At 70.9% G+C, this 19,458-nt stretch carries 17 protein-coding genes; 13 read left to right on the top strand and 4 right to left on the bottom strand.

Annotation, left to right across the window (positions count from 1 at the left end; translation table 11 throughout):
- The first annotated feature begins 373 nt into the window (after positions 1-373).
- Together ACSTA4_RS16305 and ACSTA4_RS16310 are read left to right on the top strand one after the other, a co-directional pair.
- The gene (locus ACSTA4_RS16305) at positions 374-973 is read left to right on the top strand and encodes a hypothetical protein (RefSeq protein WP_444960007.1); all 600 of its coding nucleotides are present in this window, start codon (positions 374-376) and stop codon (positions 971-973) included.
- Positions 974-1,069: 96 nt separating this feature from the next.
- On the top strand, positions 1,070-1,399 hold the full coding sequence (locus ACSTA4_RS16310) for a DUF3140 domain-containing protein (protein ID WP_444960008.1): 330 nt from the start codon (positions 1,070-1,072) through the stop codon (positions 1,397-1,399).
- A gap of 105 nt (positions 1,400-1,504) precedes the next feature.
- On the opposite strand, the gene ACSTA4_RS16315 is transcribed toward ACSTA4_RS16310, so the two are convergent.
- Both ACSTA4_RS16315 and ACSTA4_RS16320 read right to left on the bottom strand, forming a co-directional pair.
- Positions 1,505-1,681 carry a DUF397 domain-containing protein gene (locus ACSTA4_RS16315; RefSeq protein ID WP_444960009.1) on the bottom strand — a complete coding sequence of 59 codons (177 nt, stop codon included), beginning with the start codon at positions 1,679-1,681 and terminating at the stop codon, positions 1,505-1,507.
- Entirely contained in the window at positions 1,678-2,448 is a 771-nt protein-coding gene (locus ACSTA4_RS16320) for a helix-turn-helix domain-containing protein (protein ID WP_444960010.1), read from the bottom strand. The genes ACSTA4_RS16315 and ACSTA4_RS16320 overlap by 4 nt, the downstream gene beginning before the upstream one ends.
- 98 nt (positions 2,449-2,546) lie before the next feature.
- Between ACSTA4_RS16320 and ACSTA4_RS16325 the strand changes: the two genes are divergently transcribed.
- From ACSTA4_RS16325 to ACSTA4_RS16340, 4 genes are all read left to right on the top strand, one after another.
- A complete protein-coding gene (locus tag ACSTA4_RS16325) occupies positions 2,547-2,888 on the top strand; it encodes a hypothetical protein (RefSeq protein WP_444960011.1) in 342 nt (113 codons plus the stop codon).
- A 441-nt stretch (positions 2,889-3,329) separates the two neighbouring features.
- Positions 3,330-4,523, top strand: coding sequence for an AAA family ATPase (locus ACSTA4_RS16330; protein WP_444960012.1), 1,194 nt, complete (start codon positions 3,330-3,332; stop codon positions 4,521-4,523).
- Positions 4,523-5,107 carry a DUF4276 family protein gene (locus ACSTA4_RS16335; protein ID WP_444960013.1) on the top strand — a complete coding sequence of 195 codons (585 nt, stop codon included), beginning with the start codon at positions 4,523-4,525 and terminating at the stop codon, positions 5,105-5,107. Before ACSTA4_RS16330 ends, ACSTA4_RS16335 begins: the two co-directional genes overlap by 1 nt.
- Positions 5,108-5,377: 270 nt before the next feature.
- A complete protein-coding gene (locus tag ACSTA4_RS16340) occupies positions 5,378-5,638 on the top strand; it encodes a hypothetical protein (RefSeq protein WP_444960014.1) in 261 nt (86 codons plus the stop codon).
- A gap of 75 nt (positions 5,639-5,713) precedes the next feature.
- Here the strand turns inward: ACSTA4_RS16340 and ACSTA4_RS16345 are convergent, their stop codons facing one another.
- Positions 5,714-6,355 (bottom strand): hypothetical protein, encoded by a 642-nt coding sequence (locus ACSTA4_RS16345; RefSeq protein ID WP_444960015.1) that lies wholly within the window; start codon positions 6,353-6,355, stop codon positions 5,714-5,716.
- Between the two features lie 123 nt (positions 6,356-6,478).
- Positions 6,479-8,020, bottom strand: coding sequence for an MFS transporter (locus tag ACSTA4_RS16350; protein ID WP_444964197.1), 1,542 nt, complete (start codon positions 8,018-8,020; stop codon positions 6,479-6,481).
- Positions 8,021-8,231: 211 nt separating this feature from the next.
- Here ACSTA4_RS16350 and ACSTA4_RS16355 point away from each other — a divergent pair, with 211 nt between their 5' ends.
- The 7 genes from ACSTA4_RS16355 to ACSTA4_RS16385 all read left to right on the top strand — a co-directional run bounded on the left by ACSTA4_RS16355 (position 8,232) and on the right by ACSTA4_RS16385 (position 19,434).
- A complete protein-coding gene (locus ACSTA4_RS16355; protein ID WP_444960016.1) occupies positions 8,232-9,071 on the top strand; it encodes a helix-turn-helix domain-containing protein in 840 nt (279 codons plus the stop codon).
- 371 nt (positions 9,072-9,442) lie between these two features.
- Complete coding sequence (locus ACSTA4_RS16360) at positions 9,443-10,480, top strand: iron-siderophore ABC transporter substrate-binding protein (protein ID WP_444960017.1); 1,038 nt, start codon at positions 9,443-9,445, stop codon at positions 10,478-10,480.
- A complete protein-coding gene (locus ACSTA4_RS16365) occupies positions 10,480-11,523 on the top strand; it encodes a FecCD family ABC transporter permease (protein WP_444960018.1) in 1,044 nt (347 codons plus the stop codon). Before ACSTA4_RS16360 ends, ACSTA4_RS16365 begins: the two co-directional genes overlap by 1 nt.
- A complete protein-coding gene (locus ACSTA4_RS16370) occupies positions 11,520-12,554 on the top strand; it encodes a FecCD family ABC transporter permease (RefSeq protein WP_444960019.1) in 1,035 nt (344 codons plus the stop codon). Before ACSTA4_RS16365 ends, ACSTA4_RS16370 begins: the two co-directional genes overlap by 4 nt.
- Positions 12,551-13,384: an ABC transporter ATP-binding protein gene (locus ACSTA4_RS16375; protein WP_444960020.1), complete on the top strand. Its 834-nt coding sequence runs from the start codon at positions 12,551-12,553 to the stop codon at positions 13,382-13,384. Before ACSTA4_RS16370 ends, ACSTA4_RS16375 begins: the two co-directional genes overlap by 4 nt.
- A gap of 815 nt (positions 13,385-14,199) precedes the next feature.
- On the top strand, positions 14,200-18,537 hold the full coding sequence (locus tag ACSTA4_RS16380; protein ID WP_444960021.1) for a ThuA domain-containing protein: 4,338 nt from the start codon (positions 14,200-14,202) through the stop codon (positions 18,535-18,537).
- A gap of 177 nt (positions 18,538-18,714) precedes the next feature.
- The gene (locus ACSTA4_RS16385) at positions 18,715-19,434 is read left to right on the top strand and encodes a hypothetical protein (protein WP_444960022.1); all 720 of its coding nucleotides are present in this window, start codon (positions 18,715-18,717) and stop codon (positions 19,432-19,434) included.
- Positions 19,435-19,458 lie beyond the last annotated feature (24 nt).

The following is a 19,458-nucleotide window of genomic DNA, read 5'->3' on the forward strand; positions in this document are numbered from 1 at the left end:
CTGCGCGTCGGTCGTTCCAGGTGTCTGGTGGGCGTCACGAAGGGGTTCGGGAGGTCGCCGGTGGGAACGCCCACCGGGAATCTCCCTCAGCCATCTGGGGTGGGGGGTACACGGTTCCGACCAAGAGCGGCCATGAAGCCCCGCGCGTGACCGCGCGTCGTAGGGGGTCCGCAAGCTGTAGAGCGTCCCTGCGTCAGCGACCACGCACCCGTAGAGCCCGGGCTGGCGCCGAGTACAACGGGGTTGACGTAGAACGTCCCAGCGTCAGCAACCACGCACCCGTAGAGCCCGAGCTGACGCGCGCCCCAGACAAGCCACAGCAAAAGCCCTGTTCAGGGTTGTAGCGGCCCGGCGGGAGGGGTAGTCGGCCCACATGGGCAAGGACACGGGCAAGGGCAAGGACGCGGACGACTACCGCAGGGACTACACCGACCCGAAGTTACGGGAGAGGCTCAAGGAGCGGATCAAGGCCTCGGACAAGGGCGGGGCCGCCGGGAAGTGGTCGGCGCGCAAGAGCCAACTGCTCACCCAGGAGTACGAACGCGAGGGCGGCGGCTACCGGCACCCGGACCACAGGAGCGGCGAACAGCGCGACCTGCGGAAGTGGACCGAGGAGGAGTGGCAAACGGCCTCCGGCAATGCGCGAGCGCGCGACAGCGGTTCCAAGGAACCCGGAGGCACCGACCGCTACCTTCCGCGCCACGCCTGGGAGCAGCTCAGTCCCCAAGAGCGGCGGCAGGCGCGGCGCACCAAGCGCCGGGACGACGAGCGGGGAGAGGGACGTTCACCGAACCCTCCGGCCGCGAAGTCGGCCCGCAGGTCTGTCGAACTGGACCGGCTGCCCGCCGCCGAGGCCGCCAAGAAGGCGCGGGGAATGTCCTCGAAGCAGGCCCGCAGCGCAGCCGAGCACGAGCGCGGGCACAAGGCCCGCAAGACCGTGTTACGCGTGCTCGACAGGCGCGCCGAGGGCTGACCGCGCAGGTGCGGACACAGGCGGAGGCACAAGTGGAGGCACAGCCGCGCCGGGGGCTGGCCGGGAAACGGACAACGGGGAGACGGGGGCGGGGACATGGACGAGAAGCAGCAGCGGCAGGTCCGGCAGGAGTTCGGCGAGGCGGTCAACATGACGCCCAAGGAACTGGAACGGTGGCTGGAGACCGACGAGTCGAAGTCCGTGGGCGAGGGCGACGGGGAGTCCAAGGGCCACCGCTCGGGGCGGCGGATCGTGGACATCCTGCACGCTTCGCAGGGTGATCTGAAGGAGCAGGACTACGAGCACATGCGCAAGGTCACCGGTTACGTGCACCGGCACCTGGCGCAGAAACCGTCCGGGGATCCGAGCGAGACCCCGTGGCGGTACTCGCTGATGAACTGGGGGCACGATCCGCTCAAGGGCTGACGCGCCGCGCTGAGCGGTCCGCAAGCGCAGGACCCCCGTTCCAGGATGCGGAACGGGGGTCCTGATGTCTCGGGGAGAGCGCGGAGAACGCCGGGAACGCTGTCGTTATCGGGGAGACGACGCCAGCAGGGAGAGGAGGGAGGTCCACTCGCGGCGGTCGAAGCTGAGGTGGCCCAGCTCCCGATTCTGGGTGTCTCTCACATCAGCGCCTGACGCGCACTCACGGGCCTCCACGCAAGACTCAGCACCTGATGAATACGAGCTCTTGTGCCAGACGTTCACAGCAGCTTCTCCAGAACCTCTCGTGACTGCGCAGCAGGAAGAGCGCTGCCCAGCGCGCGCTTGACCAGGCCATGGAGACGGTCATACCCGGTCGTTTCCTCGTAGAAGACGTTACCGCGAACATGATCCGCACTCGCGGCCTTCCCTCCTCCTCGAAGATGGAACATCAGGAGCATGCTGGTCACTCCGACGAGGATGGAACCTTCAGGGATCAGGTGAACCATCACCTTCCCACCGTTGGAGACGGACAGTAGTCGTGCAACCTGTTCCTTGCGGACATCCTCCGGGACGCACGTCAAAGCCGAAGTCGGGAACACGGCAATCACGTCCGGATCGTTCTTACTACTGAGGTACTGATAGCGCGCGGAACGGAGCGCGATGAGGCGATCGATCTCCTTGGGGGAACCGGGGTGGAGCCCTTCGCGCATGACAAGCCGAAGGTACTGAGGAGACTGGAGCAGCCCAGGTACCACATGCGGAGATATCAGCTCTATCGTCTCCGCTGCTTCCTCAAGGCGGCTCATGTCGCGCATCCAAGGGGGAAGGCCTCCGGCCGTCGCGAACTCCCATTCCCTGACCAGGCGGCCATTCACACCTAGCGCCTTGTCCACTTTCTCCACATCATCCCGAACCGGGCTGACATGCCCGTTCTCCCAACGCGACAGCGTTGACGCAGAGCAGTTCGCAAGCGAAGCGAGCCTTCGGAGGGTATAGCCAACCTGTTTGCGCTCATGCGCGAGGGTTTGCCCGAAATTCTGTTCCACCATATCCCTTAGGCTAGCCACAAAGTTGCATGCCTGACCATTCCTTTTGGGCTAGGCCGCACTTACTCTGAAACACAGAGCCGTCGAGCCAGCCTGAGGGTATGCAGAACCGAACGCAGCAGAACCCGGACATGTTCGCCGCCGCCATCTCCGCCTTCCAGAGCCAGCGGGGCCTGACCTTCACCGTCGAGTGGCGCCGCTTCCCCTGGACCCACGGCCCCGACGTCGAACGCGCCCTCGTCGGCCCCTCCTACCTGGGCAACGTCGCCATCGGCCTCAAGGACGACTTCTCCTGGAGCTACCAGGACCGGCACGGCACCTGGAAGTACGTACAGCGCGACCGGCTCGACCTCCTCGTGGACTCCGTGGTCGAGGACAGGGCCGGGTTCCAGCCTCCGCTGCCGAACCGTTCCGCCTACCGCCAGGTTCGCGGAACACGGTGAGCCCAGAAGACAAAAACGGCGATACCGGCACCAATCCTGGAGAAACCTTCATTCTCCGCTTTCCACCCGAGAAATGACGCCTCGGATATCCACACCTCTCGCCCCACCCACCACATGCCTCCGGCCGATCACGCACAAGCTCTGGCGAATGAAACCAACGCTTCCGGAGTACGGCCAGCACCTCGGAAACCTTGGAGAAAAGAAAACCGACATGGCGATCGCGCCGCAGCCCCCTTCCCCCGAACCCCCGGTGAGCGCTGCTGTACGTATCCCCCACATTCCGCGCCCGCGCCCGGCCCCTGACGACACTCCGGGCCGCCCGCTCCCCCGCCGCCCGCCCCGCGAACCCGCTGAGGCATGGGCCACCGGACACATTCCGATCATGCTCACACGGCTGTCAGACTGACGGCCTACCGCCAGGATGCTGAAAGACTGAACCCCATGCAGGCCAACCAGTTCTCGCTCACCCGGGTGCACCTGAAGCACTACAGAAGCATCGCCAAAGCTGATGTCAGGCTGGGCCAACTACTTTTCCTAGTGGGCCCCAACGGCTCCGGCAAGAGCAACTTCCTCGACGCTCTCAGACTGGTCTCCGAGGCCCTCCAGACCTCGCTCGACCAGGCACTGCGCAGCCGGGGCGGCGTGGCCGAGGTACGGCGACGCTCGACCGGGCACCCGACCCACTTCGCGATCGACCTGGAGTTCCGAGGCCCTACCTACTCGGGCACGTACGCCTTCGAGGTCGCCGCGGTCCGCGGAGGCGCGTTCAAGATCTCCCGGGAGGAGTGCCACGTGTACTCCACCGGGGAAACGGAATCCTGGAAGGGCTTCTTCAAGGTCAGGAACGGCGAACTGGAGAAGGCCTCCGAGCCCGTCATGCCCCCGGTCAACGACCAGCGCCTCTACCTGGTCTCGGCCGCCGGGATCGACATCTTCGAGCGGGTGTACGCGGGCCTCTCCGGCATCAGCGTCTTCAGCCTGAACCCGGACGCCATGCGCGAGCCGCAGACCCCCGACTCCGGTGAGTTCCTGCGTCGGGACGGGTCCAACGTCGCCAGTGTGCTGCACCGTCTGCAACGCAGTTCCCAAGGCGCGAGCGACAAGGAACGCATCGAGGACTACCTGCGGATGATCGTTCCCGGTATGCACGGGGTCTCACGAGCGGACCTCGGCAACTGGGAAACGCTGGAGTTCACCCAGGACGTACCGGGGGCCGAGAACCCGTGGCGGTTTCCGGCCCAGTCGGTCTCGGACGGCACCCTGCGCGCCCTGGGCGTCCTCGTCTGCCTCTTCTCCGACACCGGGGACACCCTCAGCACGGTCGGCATCGAGGAGCCGGAGAGCGCCCTGCACCCGGCTGCGGCCGGGGTGCTGCTGGACGCTCTCCGGGACGCGAGCACCCGCCGTCAGGTGGTCGTCACCAGCCACAGCCCCGACCTGCTGGACCGGGACGACTTCGAGCCCTCCGAGCTGTACGCGGTCCGCTCCGCGTCCGGGGAGACCAACATAGGCCCCCTCGACGATGCCGGTACCCACGCGATGAAGGAACACCTCTACACCCCCGGTGAGCTGCTCAGAACGGACCAGCTTCTCCCCGCGCCCGTCCAGGAGCGCCTGTCCTGGGAAGAGGAGTGATGTCCCCCATCACCATCGCCCCAATCGTGGAGGGGCACGGCGAGCACAGGGCGGTACGGGACCTGCTCACCCGGGTCGCGACCGAGTACGCGGACACGTGGATCGACGTCGCGCAGCCCTTCCGCCTGGACTCAGCGAAAATGCGCAAACCGGACGAGCTGACCAGGGCGGTGTTGCTCCAGTCCAGGCGCGTTCCCGACCGGGGCGGAGTCCTCGTGCTCAGAGATGGTGACGACAAGGACATCACCTGCCCTGTCGAACTCGCTCGCTCGATCGCCACCGATCCCGCACTCGTCCGATGCCCGGTCGAGGTGGTGATCGCCTGCCCCGAGTACGAGGCGTGGTTCCTGGCCGCCGCCGAGTCCCTGCGCGGTCATTCCGCGATGGGTGACGACGCCGTGGCACCGGACGACCCCGAGGCCAAGCGCGACGCCAAGGCCCAGTTGAACGCCCTCATGACCGAGCCCTACCGGGAGACGCTCCACCAGGTGAAGTTCACCGCGACCATGGACATGCGGGCCGTGGAAGAGCGGAGCCGCTCCTTTCGGCGTCTGGTCCACGCCGTCCAACTCCTCGTAGGATGAGGAATTGCCCCGAGGGCCCCGGAGCCCTGTTAGCTGAACACGTGACCGGACCGCGCCCCGAACGCCTCACCCCCCGCCGTTGGCGGGACTCCGACCTCGCCTCTTGGGCGGCGATGAACGCCGATCCCGAGGTCCGCCAGCAGAGCGTGACGCCTCCGTCGGATGACCGCGCACGGGCGCGTCCTGTCCGACCACGGGCCGACTGAAAGGAGACCGGTGAGAAGCACGGGTGCCCGCGGGGAAAAGGTGGACCGCCTGTGGGCGGAGCACATGAGAGCGGAATTCCCCGCCGGGCTGCGCGGCGGGGAACAGGCCGGTGTCCACATGATCCTGCTGGACGCGGACGTCGCCGGATGCGTGACGACCTGGCAGAGCAACCGGGGCGTCCTCGACGAAGAACGGCGCCGGTCCCTGCTCCGCTGCGTCGCGGACCTCGACAAGGTCCTGCCGCTGCTCACCGACGCCCAGGAGACCCGGTACTACGGGAGGTTGCGGGACCTCGCCGTGACGGTGCTGGAGCACGACGCGTAGGGCGGAGCAAGGACACGGCATGACTCGTTCGTAGTCGCCCCGGCCTGCACGGCGGAGCGTGGACTCGGGTACGGGTCAGGAGGGGTGGGCCTCCGCGCGGCGCAGCAGCTCGGCGGGGTCGGCCCCGGGGTTGATTCCGGACACGACCTCCTTGGTCAGCGGCCGTCCCTCGAATACCGCGCGCACCGCGTCGAGGTCCAGGGAACGTTCGTAGTAGTCCTGGAACTCCTCGTGGAAGTACCGTGCGGGGTCGGCGGCGTACAGACCGCCCAGCAGCCAACCCGACCCGTCCTCCCGGTCCCCGGCGACCCCGGTGCGCCAGGAGGCGTCCGCGGACAGGCGCCACAGCAGAGCGCTCACCGACAGCGCGTCCCCGCCGTTGAAGTCGGTGTCCGCCATGAGGAACGCGAGTTCCCCGGGCAGGGCGTCGACCGTCCCCGGCAAGTGCTCCTCGTCGTTGGCGTAGGGGCTCATCTCCGACTCGTGGTCGAAGCAGCGGATGAGACCGGCCGTGTCCGAGAGCGCGATGGCGTACTCGTCCCCTCCCCCGTTGCTCATCGTCGCCAGGTCCCACCCCGGCCGCCAGTCGGGGGTGAAGTCGTACTTGCGATAGCGGTTGTCGGGAGTGATGAGGAACTCCAGCAGCGCCGTCCTGCGGGACAGGACGCGCAGGGCAGCGGGTTCGGGCAGGCGGAGGGCGGTCTCGGGCGCGTTCATGCCGGTATCGAAGCACACGCCTGTGACAGCGCCCGCCCGGGGAATCGCCCCCCAGGCCCGGCGGCCCGGCCGTGCTCCTCCGGGCCGCCGCGGCACGCCGCGGAACCGTCGGCGTTCGACGGGCTAGCGTTCGACGGGTTCCGGTCCCGCGGACTCCGCCTCCGTCCCGCCCGACCCGGGAACACCTCCCACCACGCCCCGGCGCCGGGCCAGGAGCACGAACACCCCGGCCGTGGCGACCAGCGACAGGGCCGCGACGCCCCAGGACGTGACGTCCCAGGCCGCCGTGAGGTGACCGGCCAGGGCGTCCGACCCTCCCACGTCCCCGGCGGTCGCCCGGGCGGCGGCTTCGGACGATCCCGTGCGGGCGGCGACGATGCTGGTCAACGCCGCTCCGAAGACCGCGATGACCAGGGCTTCGGCGCCACCGCGGAGCGTGTTGAGGAAACCCGCCGCCATGCCCGCCTTCCGGGGTTCGATGACGCCCATCGCCTGGCCGTCGGTGATGCCGAACGACAGGCCCATACCGGTACCGATCAGCACCAGGGGCAGGGCCAGTCCCAGCGCGGTGATCTGCGGGTGGAGCACGGTGAGCAGCGCGTTGCCCCCGGCCACGAGCAGCAGCGCGACGACGATCGTCCCGCGTGCCGACACGCCCCCCGCGACCATCCACCCGCCCAGGGACGGGGCCACCAGCACCGGCGCCGTGAGCATGAGCATCATCAGACCGGCGGTCTGCGCGGACACCCCCTGCACCCCCTGGAGGTAGGTCGGCAGGAAGACCAGCACCCCCAGGAAACCGATCGAGGTGGTCAGCGTCGCCAGGCACCAGGCCATGAACCGGCCGTCGCGGACCAGGCTCAGGTCGAGCACCGGCCGGGCCACCCGGCTCTCGACGACGAGGAAGAGCGCGAGGAGCACCGCACCGGCCGCCAGCGCGCCCACCACCGCCGGGGTCCCCCAGCCCGCCTCGGGCGCCTCGATGACCGCGTACATCACCAGCGTCAGGCTGACCACGAAGGTCACCGAGCCGACCCAGTCGACGCGCGGGCGCTCGGAGGCCCGCGACTCGGCGACGAACGCCGATCCGACCAGGATGAGCAGGCCGACCGCGGCGTAGACCAGGAACGCCGTGCGCCAGCCCACGGCGCCGACCAGCAGACCCGACAGGGTCGGGCCGATCGCGATGCCCACCCCCGCCATGGTGCCCATGGCGGCGAAGGCCCGGGTCCGCGCGGCACCGTCGAAGCCCATCGCCAGCAGGGCGCCACCGCTGGCCATGATCGCCGCGCCGCCGACACCGGTGAGCAGGCGTGCCGCGTCCAGCAGGAGGATGTCACCGACCAGGGCGCTGGCCAGGTTGCCCGTGAGGAAGACGACCGCGCCGACGGCGAACAGCAACCTCCGCCCGAACAGGTCGGCCAGGGAGCCGCAGACCAGGGTGAACGCGGCGAAGGTGAGGTTGTACCCGGCCACCACCCAGTGCAGCGCGGCGCCGGAGGCCTCCAGGTCCACCCCGATGTTCGGGACGGCCACGGCCGTCCCCGAGATCGACATGGCCACGACCAGAACGCCCAGCATGACGCTGGCGAGCAGCACCCCGGGGCGTGGCACCGCCTGCGAACCCGAACTCCGCTGCCGACTACGCGTCGTACGCACGCGCATCTCCTTCGTGTCGTGAGTGGTGGCCCCCATTCTGAAACCTCAACTTTTATTGAGGTCAAGGGGTTCGCGTGAAGCCGGGGAACGGGAACGCGGCCCTCGGCGCGCCCCTCCCCCGGACCCCGGAACAGCCGCTCCGGCGCTGGAGCACGGCCCGCGGGACGGAGCGGGGTCACCGCCGCCGCAGCGCCCGCCGACGCCTAACCTGGACGACGTGGTCAGACCAGACACCCGACCGGGCCCGGCGTCTCGACTCCGTCTCGCGGGGTCCCCGCGGCGCGAGGCGATCGACAGCCGCAGGCTCCCCTCCTACGCCGCCGGTGAGATCGAGGTGCCCTTCGTCGTCATGGGCAGCGCCGAGATCATCCCCCGGGACACGTTCTGGGAGGAGCACTCGCACCCCACGCACGAACTGCTCTGGAACCAGCGGGGCGCCTCCTCGGCCACCGTCGGCACGCGGGTCTGGACGATCACCCCCACGGTCGGCCTGTGGCTCCCTGCCGGGACGCGCCACTCCGGGTGGACCCCCGCGGGGACCTGGCACCGCGCCGCACAGTTCGGCGTCCACGCGGTGCCCTCGATCTCCGACGAACCCGTGGCCATGGAGGTCACCCCGCTCCTGCGGCTCCTGCTCGACCGGCTCGACGCCGAGGGGCTCACCGCGGACGAGCGCTCGCGGACCGAGGCGATGGTGCTGGACATCCTCGCCCCGGCCCGGCGCGAACTGATCCTGCACATCCCCGAGTCGCCGCTGCTGGCCCCCATCGTCGCCGCCGTGCGCGAGAACCCCGCCGACACCACCACCCTGGCTGTGTGGGCGGCGCGGCTGGGCGTGAGCACCCGCACCGTCACCCGGGCGTTCCGCACCGAGACGGGCCTGGGGTTCAGCCAGTGGCTGGCCACGGCCCGCGTGCAGCACGCGGTGACGATGCTCGCGCGCGGGGACGAGATCGACGAGGTGGCGGTGTGTGTGGGTTACCACTCGGCGAGCGCGTTCGGCGCGGCCTTCCGACGGGTCACGGGTCTGAGTCCGGGCCGCTTCCGCGCCCTGTGAGCCCTGCGGGGACAGCGTTTCAGCTCCCGCGACAGGACCGGCAACACAGGTCCCATCCAGCTCTCCAGACTCCCCCGCCACGCCCCGCTTGTCCGAATCGCTATAAAAGATGTCGCATCTACGCGATTGCGAACCCACCAAGGACACCCTAAATTCGGTTAGGCAAACCTAATCTCTCGGCATCGCCGCGGTCGGGTCGGCGTCGCGCACCCCTGGACCCCTGTCCCCACGCGACCCACTCCCGACCGGTCCCCTCCCGGACGCACGCCCCCGTGTGCGCGCCGGGGCGGTGCGGGAGCCGGACCATGGCACCGCCATGGCTGAGGCCCGAGGGCCGCAAGAGGCCCCACGGCCACGATGGGAAGGAAACCATGCCCCGCGTTTCAAGGCTGGCCGCGCTCTCCGGCGCCGCGCTGCTCACCGTCGCGCTCGCCGCCTGCTCCTCCGACAGCTCCTCCGACTCCTCCGGCGGGGAGGACGGCGGTTCCGGGGACTGGACCCCCGTCACCATCGAGCACGCGCTCGGCACGACGACCATCGAGTCCAAGCCCGAGCGGGTCGCGACGGTGAACTGGGCCAATCACGAGGTCCCGCTGGCCCTGGGGGTCGTACCGGTCGGCATGGCCTCCGCCGACTTCGGCGACGACAACGGCGACGGCGTGCTGCCATGGGTCGAGGAGAAGCTCACCGAACTGGGCGCGGAGACCCCGGTCCTGTTCGACGAGACGGACGGCATCGACTTCGAGGCCGTCGCCGACACCGCGCCGGACGTGATCCTGGCCGCCTACTCCGGGCTCACCCAGGAGGACTACGACACGCTCAGCGAGATCGCCCCCGTCGTCGCCTACCCCGAGACCGCCTGGGGAACGCCGTGGCGGGAGATGATCGAGCTCAACAGCCAGGCCCTGGGCATGGCGGCCGAGGGCGAGGAGCTGATCGCCGGCCTGGAGCAGGAGATCGAGGACTCGGTCGCGGAGCATCCGCAGTTCGAGGGCCGGTCCGCGATGTTCCTGACCCACGTGGACACCACGGACCTGAGCGAGGTCAGCTTCTACACCACGCACGACACGCGCGCCCTGTTCTTCGAGGACCTGGGCCTGGAGACCCCGGAGAGCATCGCGACCGCCTCCGCCGAGACCGACCAGTTCTCCCTGAGCCAGAGCGCCGAGCAGGCGGACGCGTTCAACGACGTGGACATCATCGTCACCTACGGCGGCGAGGAGCTGGTGCAGACCCTGGAGGGCGACCCGCTGCTGTCGCAGATGCCCGCCGTGGAGAACGGCTCCGTCGTCAACCTCCCCGGTGACGACCCGCTGGGCACGGCCGCGAACCCGACCCCGCTGTCGATCTCATGGGTCCTGGACGACTACCTGTCGCTCCTCGCCGAGGCCGCTGACGAGGCTCAGTAGTGGCGACGGACACCTCGACCGCCGTCTCGGGCGCCGCCGTCGTGCGGCGCCCGAGGCGCGGCAAGGCCCTGTGGCTGCTGGTGGTGCTGGGCGCACTGGTCGCGCTCATGTTCGCCTCGGTCGTGGTCGGCTCGCGCGACGTGCCCTGGACGGCCGTCGTGGCGGCCTTCGGCGGCGCGACCGAGAACTTCGACCAGGCCGCGGTGGCCAAGCGCATCCCCCGCACGCTGCTGGCCGTGCTCGCCGGAGCCGCCCTGGGCGTGGCGGGGGCGGTCATGCAGGGCGTGACCCGCAACCCGCTGGCCGACCCCGGCATCCTGGGCGTGACCATGGGCGCCTCGCTCGCCGTCGTCGCGGGCATCGCCTACTTCGGCCTGGCCGCCGCGACCAGCTTCGTGTGGGTGGCGATCGTCGGCGCGGGGCTGACCACGGTGTTCGTCTACACGATCGGCTCCCTGGGGCGGGGCGGGGCCACACCGCTCAAACTCGCCCTGGCCGGGGCGGCGACCACCGCGGCGCTGGCCTCCTTCATCAGGGCCGTCATGCTCCCGCGCGGCGACATCGCCGAGGGGGCCCGGTCCTGGCAGATCGGCGGCGTGGGCGGCGGGACCTTCGACAGCGTCTCGCAGGTGCTGCCCTTCCTCCTGGCCGGGTTCGTCGTGTGCCTGCTGTCGGCGCGCGCGCTCAACCTCCTGGCCCTGGGCGACGAGTTGGCCGCGGGACTGGGCGAGCGCGTCGCCCTCGCGCGGGGCGCGGCCTTCGTCGGCGCGGTCGTGCTGTGCGGCGCGAGCACCGCCGTGACCGGCCCGATCAGCTTCGTCGGCCTCGTCGTCCCGCACGTGTGCCGCCTGCTCGTGGGCGTGGACCACCGGTGGCTGATCCCGTTCTCGGCGCTCACCGGCGCCGCCCTGCTGACCGCGGCGGACGTGGTCGGCCGCATCGTGGCGCGCCCCGCGGAGATCGACGTGGGGATCGTGACCGCGCTGATCGGCGCCCCCTTCTTCATCTACATCGTCCGCCGTCAGAAGGTGCGTGCCCTGTGAGCGCCTCCACCGTCGAGACCGTCGCCCGCGGCCGGGTGCGCCGCACCCGTCGGCGGCGCTTCGTGATCGCCGCTCTGGTCGTGGCGATCGTCCTCGTGTTCGCCCTGTCCCTGATGGTCGGGCAGACCTTCTACCCGCCCGGCGACGTCGTGCGGGTGGTCCTGGGCCAGGACGTGCCGGGCGCCTCGTTCACCGTGGGGCGGCTCCGGCTGCCGCGGGCCGTGCTCGCGGTGGCGGCGGGGCTGTGCTTCGGGCTCGCGGGCGTGACCTTCCAGACCATGCTGCGCAACCCCCTGGCCAGTCCGGACATCATCGGCATCAGCGCGGGGGCCAGCGCGGCGGCCGTGTTCGCGATCGTGGTGCTCTCGCTCGGCGAGGCCGGGGTCTCGGCCTTCGCGATCGCGGCGGGCCTGCTCGTGGCGCTGGCCGTGTACGCGCTGTCCTTCAAGGACGGGGTCGCCGGGACGCGCCTGATCCTGGTCGGCATCGGCATCGCGGCCATGCTCACCAGCGTCACCGACTACATCCTGGACCAGGCCGCCCAGTGGGACCTGCAGGAGGCGATGCGGTGGCTGACCGGCAGCCTCAACGGCGCGAGCTGGGACCAGACCGTCCCGGTGCTGGTCGCGCTGGTCGTCCTCTCCCCCGTTCTCCTGTCCCAGTCGGGCAACCTGTCCGCGCTCCAGCTCGGCGACGACACCGCCTCGGCCCTGGGCGTGCGCGTGGACCTGACCCGGCTCGTCGCGATCGTCGGGGCGGTGGGGCTCATCGCCTTCGCGACCGCGGCGGCGGGGCCGGTGGCCTTCGTGTCCTTCCTGTCGGGGCCGATCGCGGCGCGCCTGGTGGGGCCGAACGGCTCGCTGCTGGTGCCCTCGGCGCTGGTCGGAGCGCTGCTGATCCTGGTCGCCGACCTGTGCGCGCAGTACGCCTTCGGGACCCGCTACCCGGTCGGGGTCGTCACCGGCGTGCTCGGCGCCCCCTACCTCGTCTACCTGATCGTCCGCACCAACCGCGTGGGAGGCTCGCTGTGACCACGGCCCATTCGCTGCTCGTCGAGGACCTGACGCTCGGCTACAAGGACCGCGTCGTCATCGAGTCGCTGGACCTGACCATCCCGCCCGGCAGGATCACCGCGATCGTGGGCGCCAACGCGTGCGGCAAGTCCACCCTGCTGCGCTCGATGTCGCGGCTGCTCGCGCCCCGGGTCGGGCACGTGCTCCTGGACGGCAAGGAGGTGCACCGCCTGCCGTCCAAGGAGCTGGCGCGCACGCTCGGGCTGCTGCCGCAGTCGCCGATCGCCCCGGAGGGCATCACCGTGAGCGACCTCGTCGGGCGGGGCCGCCACCCCCACCAGAGGATGCTCTCGCGGTGGAGCCGGGAGGACGACGAGGCCGTGGCCGGGGCGCTGGAGGCGACGCGGACGGTGGACCTGGCCGACAGGCCCGTGGACGAGCTCTCCGGCGGGCAGCGCCAGCGCGTGTGGATCGCGATGGCCCTGGCCCAGCGCACGGACCTGCTGCTGCTGGACGAGCCGACCACGTTCCTGGACGTCAGCCACCAGGTCGAGGTGCTGGACCTGCTGACCGACCTCAACCGCTCGCTGGGGACGACGATCGTGCTGGTCCTGCACGACCTCAACCTGGCCGCGCGCTACGCCGACCACCTCATCGCGCTCGCCTCCGGTCGGCTGCACGCGGCGGGCGCACCCGAGGAGGTGCTCACCCCCGAGACGGTGCACGCCGTGTTCGGCCTGCTCAGCGAGGTGATCACCGACCCCACGTCGGGCAGGCCCCTCATGCTGCCCCTGGGCCGCTACCACAGCGCCCGGGCCGAACGCGGGGAGGAGCAGCTGGCGGAGTGACACCTGCGCCGCCGCGCAACCGGTGTCTCCCGCCGGGACCGCCTCGGTCCCGGGGCCGCAAACCCCGCGCGGTCCCGCCGAGCGCCGCCGCGCCCCGCCCGGGGCGCGGCGGCGTACTCGTGCCCCGGGCCGCCCGGCCGCGGGGGCGCGGCCGGTGGATCGCGGCTTCGGGGCCGGTGCCGAAATCCACCGGCGCCTCCGCATGCCACCGTCCGCGCACCCGGGGTCACGGCGCGAGCCCGCAGAGCGACGCCGAACGCTCTTCCGAGCTGCGGAAAGCACCCGTCGGGGCCACCTACGAACCCGGGTCTATTGGATGACCGGACTCCACCTATTGCGACCTGCACCGACAACTTCTGCTTGACGATCGACATAAGCCCGACGTACGGTTCGAGGCAGCAGGTGAGGCAGGTCACAAGGGTTGGGCTATGTGGCGTCTTCGGACCGTCGGCATGGCCTCTCCCGGTTACGAAGAGCTGCCCCTCCCGCACCAAGTGAAGCCCGACGGCGGCGACCCGTCGGGTCTCCCCCTCCGAGACGTGGACGGAGCACTGACGGGCCCCGCGGCCCCGATCCCCGGCCACCGCGTCGTCCGCCTCCGGCAGGGCCAGCGAGGAAAGGAGCCGGTATGGGCTGAGACCGATGAGGCGGCACCCCCGCTTCCCGCACCTGATAGCAGGAACTCCCCGTCAGCCCACCGGTCGCAGCCACACGGCCCCCACCGGGCCGCACGACCACCGGGCCGCCCCTGCCGTCGGCGCCGGCACGCCGCACGGACTCATCGATTCACTCCCACCCCCCAGGTGAGGTTCCGTATGAAGAAGAGACCCCTGCTGACACTCGGCGCGCTCGCGTCGGGTGTCGCCATGGCGCTCACGCTGACCGCACCGGTCGCGTACGCCGACGAGACCGGCGAGGACGCGTTCAACACGCTGATCTTCTCCAAGACCACCGGCTTCCGGCACGACTCGATCCCCCACGGCGTCGCGCTCATCGAGGCGCTGGGCGAGGAACACGGCTTCCAGACCGCGCACACCGAGGACTCCTCGGTGTTCAACGACGAGGAGCTGGCCGCCTACGACGCGGTGATCTGGCTCTCCACCACCGGCGACGTGCTCAACGAGGAGGAGCAGGGCGCCTTCGAGCGCTACATCCAGGGCGGCGGCGGCTTCGTCGGCGTCCACTCCGCCTCCGACACCCACTACGACTGGGAGTGGTACGGCGACCTCGTCGGCGGCTACTTCGCCAGCCACCCGCCGGGCACGCAGGACGCCCAGGTGGTGGTCAACGACAGGGTGCACCCCTCCACCGAGCACCTGCCGGCCAGCTGGGAGCGCCGTGACGAGTGGTACGACTTCGACCTGTCCCCGCGCGGCGACGTGCACGTCCTGGCCGGACTCGACGAGGACTCCTACGCCGACCAGGTCGATCCCGGGGGCCAGATGGGGTGGGACCACCCGATCGCCTGGTGTCAGGCCTACGACGGCGGCCGGTCCTGGTACACCGGCGGCGGCCACACCGTGGAGTCCTACTCCGAACCGGAGTTCACCCAGCACCTGCTCGGCGGGCTGCGGTGGGCGGCCGGGACCGCCGAGGGCGACTGCGGCGCCACGCAGTGGGACAACTTCGAGAAGGTCACCCTCGCGCAGGGCGAGGACTCCGTGGGCGAGCCCATGGGCCTGGCGGTCCTGCCCGACGGCCGCGTGATGCACATCACCCGCGGCGGCGACGTGCGGCTGTGGTCCCCCGACACCCACACCACCGAGCTGATCGCCCAGGTCCCGGTGTACAACCACGACGAGGACGGGCTGCAGGGCGTCGCCCTGGACCCGGACTTCGAGGAGAACGGGTGGGTGTACCTGTACTACGCGCCCGTGATCGAGGGCGTCCCCGCGGGTGAGGCTCCCGCGGACGGCTCACCGGAGGACTTCGAGCCCTACGAGGGCCACAACAACCTCTCCCGCTTCCAGTTCACGGACGGGGATACCCCCGCCCTGGACCTGGACAGCGAGCAGGTCCTGCTGGAGGTCGGGACCGACCGGGGCATGTGCTGCCATGTCGGCGGCCACATCGACTTCGACTCCGAGGGCAACCTCTACCTGGCCACGGGCGACGACACCAGCGCGTTCGGGTCGGACGGCTACACGCCCATCGACGAGCGCGAGTCGCGCAACCCCGCCTTCGACGCCCAGCGCAGCTCGGCCAACACCAACGACCTGCGCGGCAAGCTGCTGCGGATCACGCCCACCGACGACGGCGGCTACGAGATCCCCGAGGGCAACCTCTTCCCGCCGGAGGAGTACAGCGGCGAGCAGACCCGGCCCGAGATCTACGCCATGGGCCTGCGCAACCCGTTCCGGTTCACGGTGGACGAGGAGGACGGCACCGTCTACCTGGGCGACTACGGGCCCGACGCCAACGAGCCCGACCCCGAACGGGGACCGCAGAACACGGTCTCCTGGCACGCCATCACCGAGCCCGCCAACATCGGCTGGCCCTACTGCATCGGCGACAACAGCGCGTTCGTCGACTACGACTTCACGACGGGAACCTCCGGCGAGGAGTTCGACTGCGCCGCGCCGGTGAACGACTCCCCGCGCAACACCGGCCTGGCGGAACTGCCCCCCGTCACCCCCGCCTCGATCTGGTACAGCTACGAGGAGTCGGAGGAGTTCCCGCAGCTGGGCACGGGCGGCGGCGCCCCGATGGGCGGCCCCGCCTACCAGTTCGACCCCGAACTGGAGTCGGACACCAAGTGGCCCGAGTACTACGACGGCATCCCGCTGTTCTACGAGTGGGACCGCGACTGGATCAAGCAGGTGCACCTGGGCGACGACGGCGAGGTCCTGGACATCACCGAGACCGTCCCGAACATCGGCCTGGCCAACCCCATGGACATGGAGTTCGGCCCGGACGGCTCCCTGTACGTGCTGGAGTACGGGTCCGGCTACTTCGGCGGGGCCGACGACTCGGCGCTGTCGCGCATCGACTACACCGGCGGCGGGACCACCCCGGTCGCCGACATCAGCGCCTCCACGACCTCGGGACCGGCCCCGCTGGAGGTGGAGTTCTCCGCGGAGGGCTCCAGCCACCCCGGCGGCCTGCCCATGGAGTACGCGTGGTCGTTCGGCGACGGCCAGACCTCGACCGAGGTCTCGCCCACCCACACCTTCGAGGAGGCGGGCCAGTACACCGTCGTTCTCACCGTGACCGACAGCGAGGGGCGCACGGGCACCGCCACCACGACGGTCACCGCGGGCAACACCGCGCCCGAGGTCTCCTTCCAGACCCCGAGGGACGGACAGTTCTTCCACTGGGGTGACCAGATTCCCTTCAGCGTGGACGTGGCGGACGCCGAGGACGGCTCCGTGGGCGAGGGCATCGAGTGCGGCGACGTCGCGGTCACGGCCTCGCTCGGCCACGACCGGCACGCCCACCCGTGGACCCAGTACGACAGCTGCGAGGACGTCAGCATCACCGAGGTCGACGGCGGCCACGGGCACGACATGAACATCTTCTGGGTGCTGGAGGCCGAGTACACCGACTCCGGCGGGGACGGGGCGCCCGGCCTCACCGGAAGCGACGGCGTCACCCTCAAGCCCGCCCGGACGCAGGCCCAGTACTTCACCGACAGCGAGGGGGTCCGAACCGAACCCACCACGGACGCCGAGGGCGGCCTGGTCAACGTCAGCCACATCGGCCACGGCGACTGGACGGCCTACGACACGACCAACCTGGTCGGGGTCGAGCAGATGGAGTTCCGGGTCGCCTCCGCGGGGGCGGGCGGAACCATCGAGGCGCGCGTGAACGCCCCCGACGGCGAACTGATCGGCAGCGTCGACGTGCCCTCCACCGGCGGCTGGCAGGAGTGGACCGACGTGACCATGGACGTCACCGACCCCGGGGAGACCTTCACGCTGTACCTGGTCTACGACGGTGAGGGCCCCGCCGTCGAGGACGGCCTGTTCAACGTCAACTACTTCGAGGCGGTCCTGGACGGCCACGGCGAGCACGGTCCCCAGACCGAGCTGACCAGCCCGCAGGACGGCGCGGTCTTCGAGGAGGGCGAGGACGTCCCCCTCTCCGCCGAGGTCACCGACCACGCCGAGGCCGGTGTGGAGAAGGTGGACTTCCTCGTGGGCGAGGAGGTCGTCGCCACGGTGACCGAGGGCCCCTACACGGCCACATGGCAGGGGGCCGCCGCGGGCGAGCACGAGGTCAGCGCCGTGGCCACGGACGGCGACGGCAACACCGGCGCCTCCGAAACCGCCACCATCACGGTCGAGGCGGGCGGCACCGAGCCGCCCGAGTGCGCCCCGGCCGGGGCCGAGGACGGCTACACCCCCCTGTGGGACGGCCGGACGCTCGACGGATGGACCATGGCGGGCCCGGGCGGGTTCGGCGTCGTCGACGACGGCGGCGAGGGCTGCGCCCTGGAGACCCAGGGCGGCATGGGGCTGCTCTGGCACGGGACGGAGCTGGAGTCCTACCGGCTGAAGCTGGACTTCCTCGCCTCCGAGGAGACGGACAACTCCGGTGTCTTCGTCGGCTTCCCCGACCCCGGGGACGACCCCTGGGTCGCCGTCGACGAGGGCTACGAGATCCAGATCGACGGCTACGGGGCGCCCGACGGCGACCCGATCCACCGGACCGGCGCCGTCTACGACTTCCAGGCGGCCGACTCCCACCCCGCGCGGGTCGGCGAGTGGAACGAGATGGAGATCGAGGTGGCCGACCCCATGATCCGCGTGTGGATCAACGGGGAGCTGGTGAACGAGTTCGAGAGCACCGACCCGGCGCGTGACCTGTCCTCGGGCCACATCGGGTTGCAGAACCACGGCGACGCCGACCGGGTGCTCTTCCGCGACGTCCGGGTCCAGGAGCTGGACGCGGTCGAACCGGTCACGTTCGCCGAGGTCCAGGAGCGCGTCGACGCCCTGGAGGCCGACGGCGCGCTGACCGTGTCCGAGGCGCGCCGGCTGACCCCGCAGCTGGAGCTGGCCGAACACCACCTGAACGTCGGCCGGACCGGGCAGGCCACGCTCGCCCTGGACAGGTTCGTCGGGGTGGCCGAGGCGGTGGCCGACGAGGCCGCCAGGGAGGAGTTGCTGGAGCTGGCCGACAGGCTGCGCCCGCTCATCGACGACGAGTGACGGGAAGCCTCCGGCGCGCGCCCGCCCCCTGGTGGGGGCGGCGTCCGCCGGGGGTCCCGTGACCACGGCGGGGCCGGTCGCGGCCGGCCCCGCCGCCCCCCGCGGTGGCGCCCCGCCGGAAAGGAGCGCGACGTCGCGGCGTCCGGCCCCCAGGTACGACGAGAAGAAGGTGTCACGGTGTCCGCCAAGAAGGCCCCCTCCTCCCCCGACCCGTCCCGCGGGACGCAGGCTCCCCCGCCCAGGCTCACCTGGTGGCTGACCGCCGGGTCCCTCCTGGTGGTCGCCGCCCTCGTCGGCGTCCTCGTCCTCACCTTCACCGGTGACGACCACACCGCGCCCGACCCGGCGCGCGTCGCCGAACTCCAGGCCTCCGCGCAGCAGCGCGACCGCGCGCAGGTCGACCAGCTCGTCGAGCGCACCACCGCCGCGCACGGGCAGCTGGTGCCCGTGGTGGAGAGCCTGGACGCGGCCGTGCCGCCCGACGGCTCCACCCCCGCCGGGGAGGCCCCCGACGCCGGGGAGGTCGACTCCTGGCTGGAGACCGTCCAGGAGGCGGCGGTCCACTTCGAGGACGCCCCCTCCGGCAACAGCGGCCACAACGTCGCGCACGCGGGGCTGTCCAACGCCGTGGACCTGCTGGGGTCGGCGGTCGTCGCCTACTCCAACGCCGAGCGCGCCCAGGACGGACAGCGGGCGGAACTGCTCGAACTCGCCGGAGACCTGCGCACCCAGGCGGTGCGCGGCTGGTCGGTGGCGGCCACCCAACTGGACATGGTCAGCGTCGAGTCCGGCCACGGCCACGTCCACCTGTACCTGCCCGCGGCGCCCGGCAGCGGCGCCCTGGGACCCGACGGGGCCGAGCCCGGCGAGGGCGGCGGCGACAGCGGCGACCAGTGACCAGTGACCACACGGTTCCGGAAC

It is taken from the genome of Nocardiopsis sp. M1B1 (assembly GCF_052466615.1).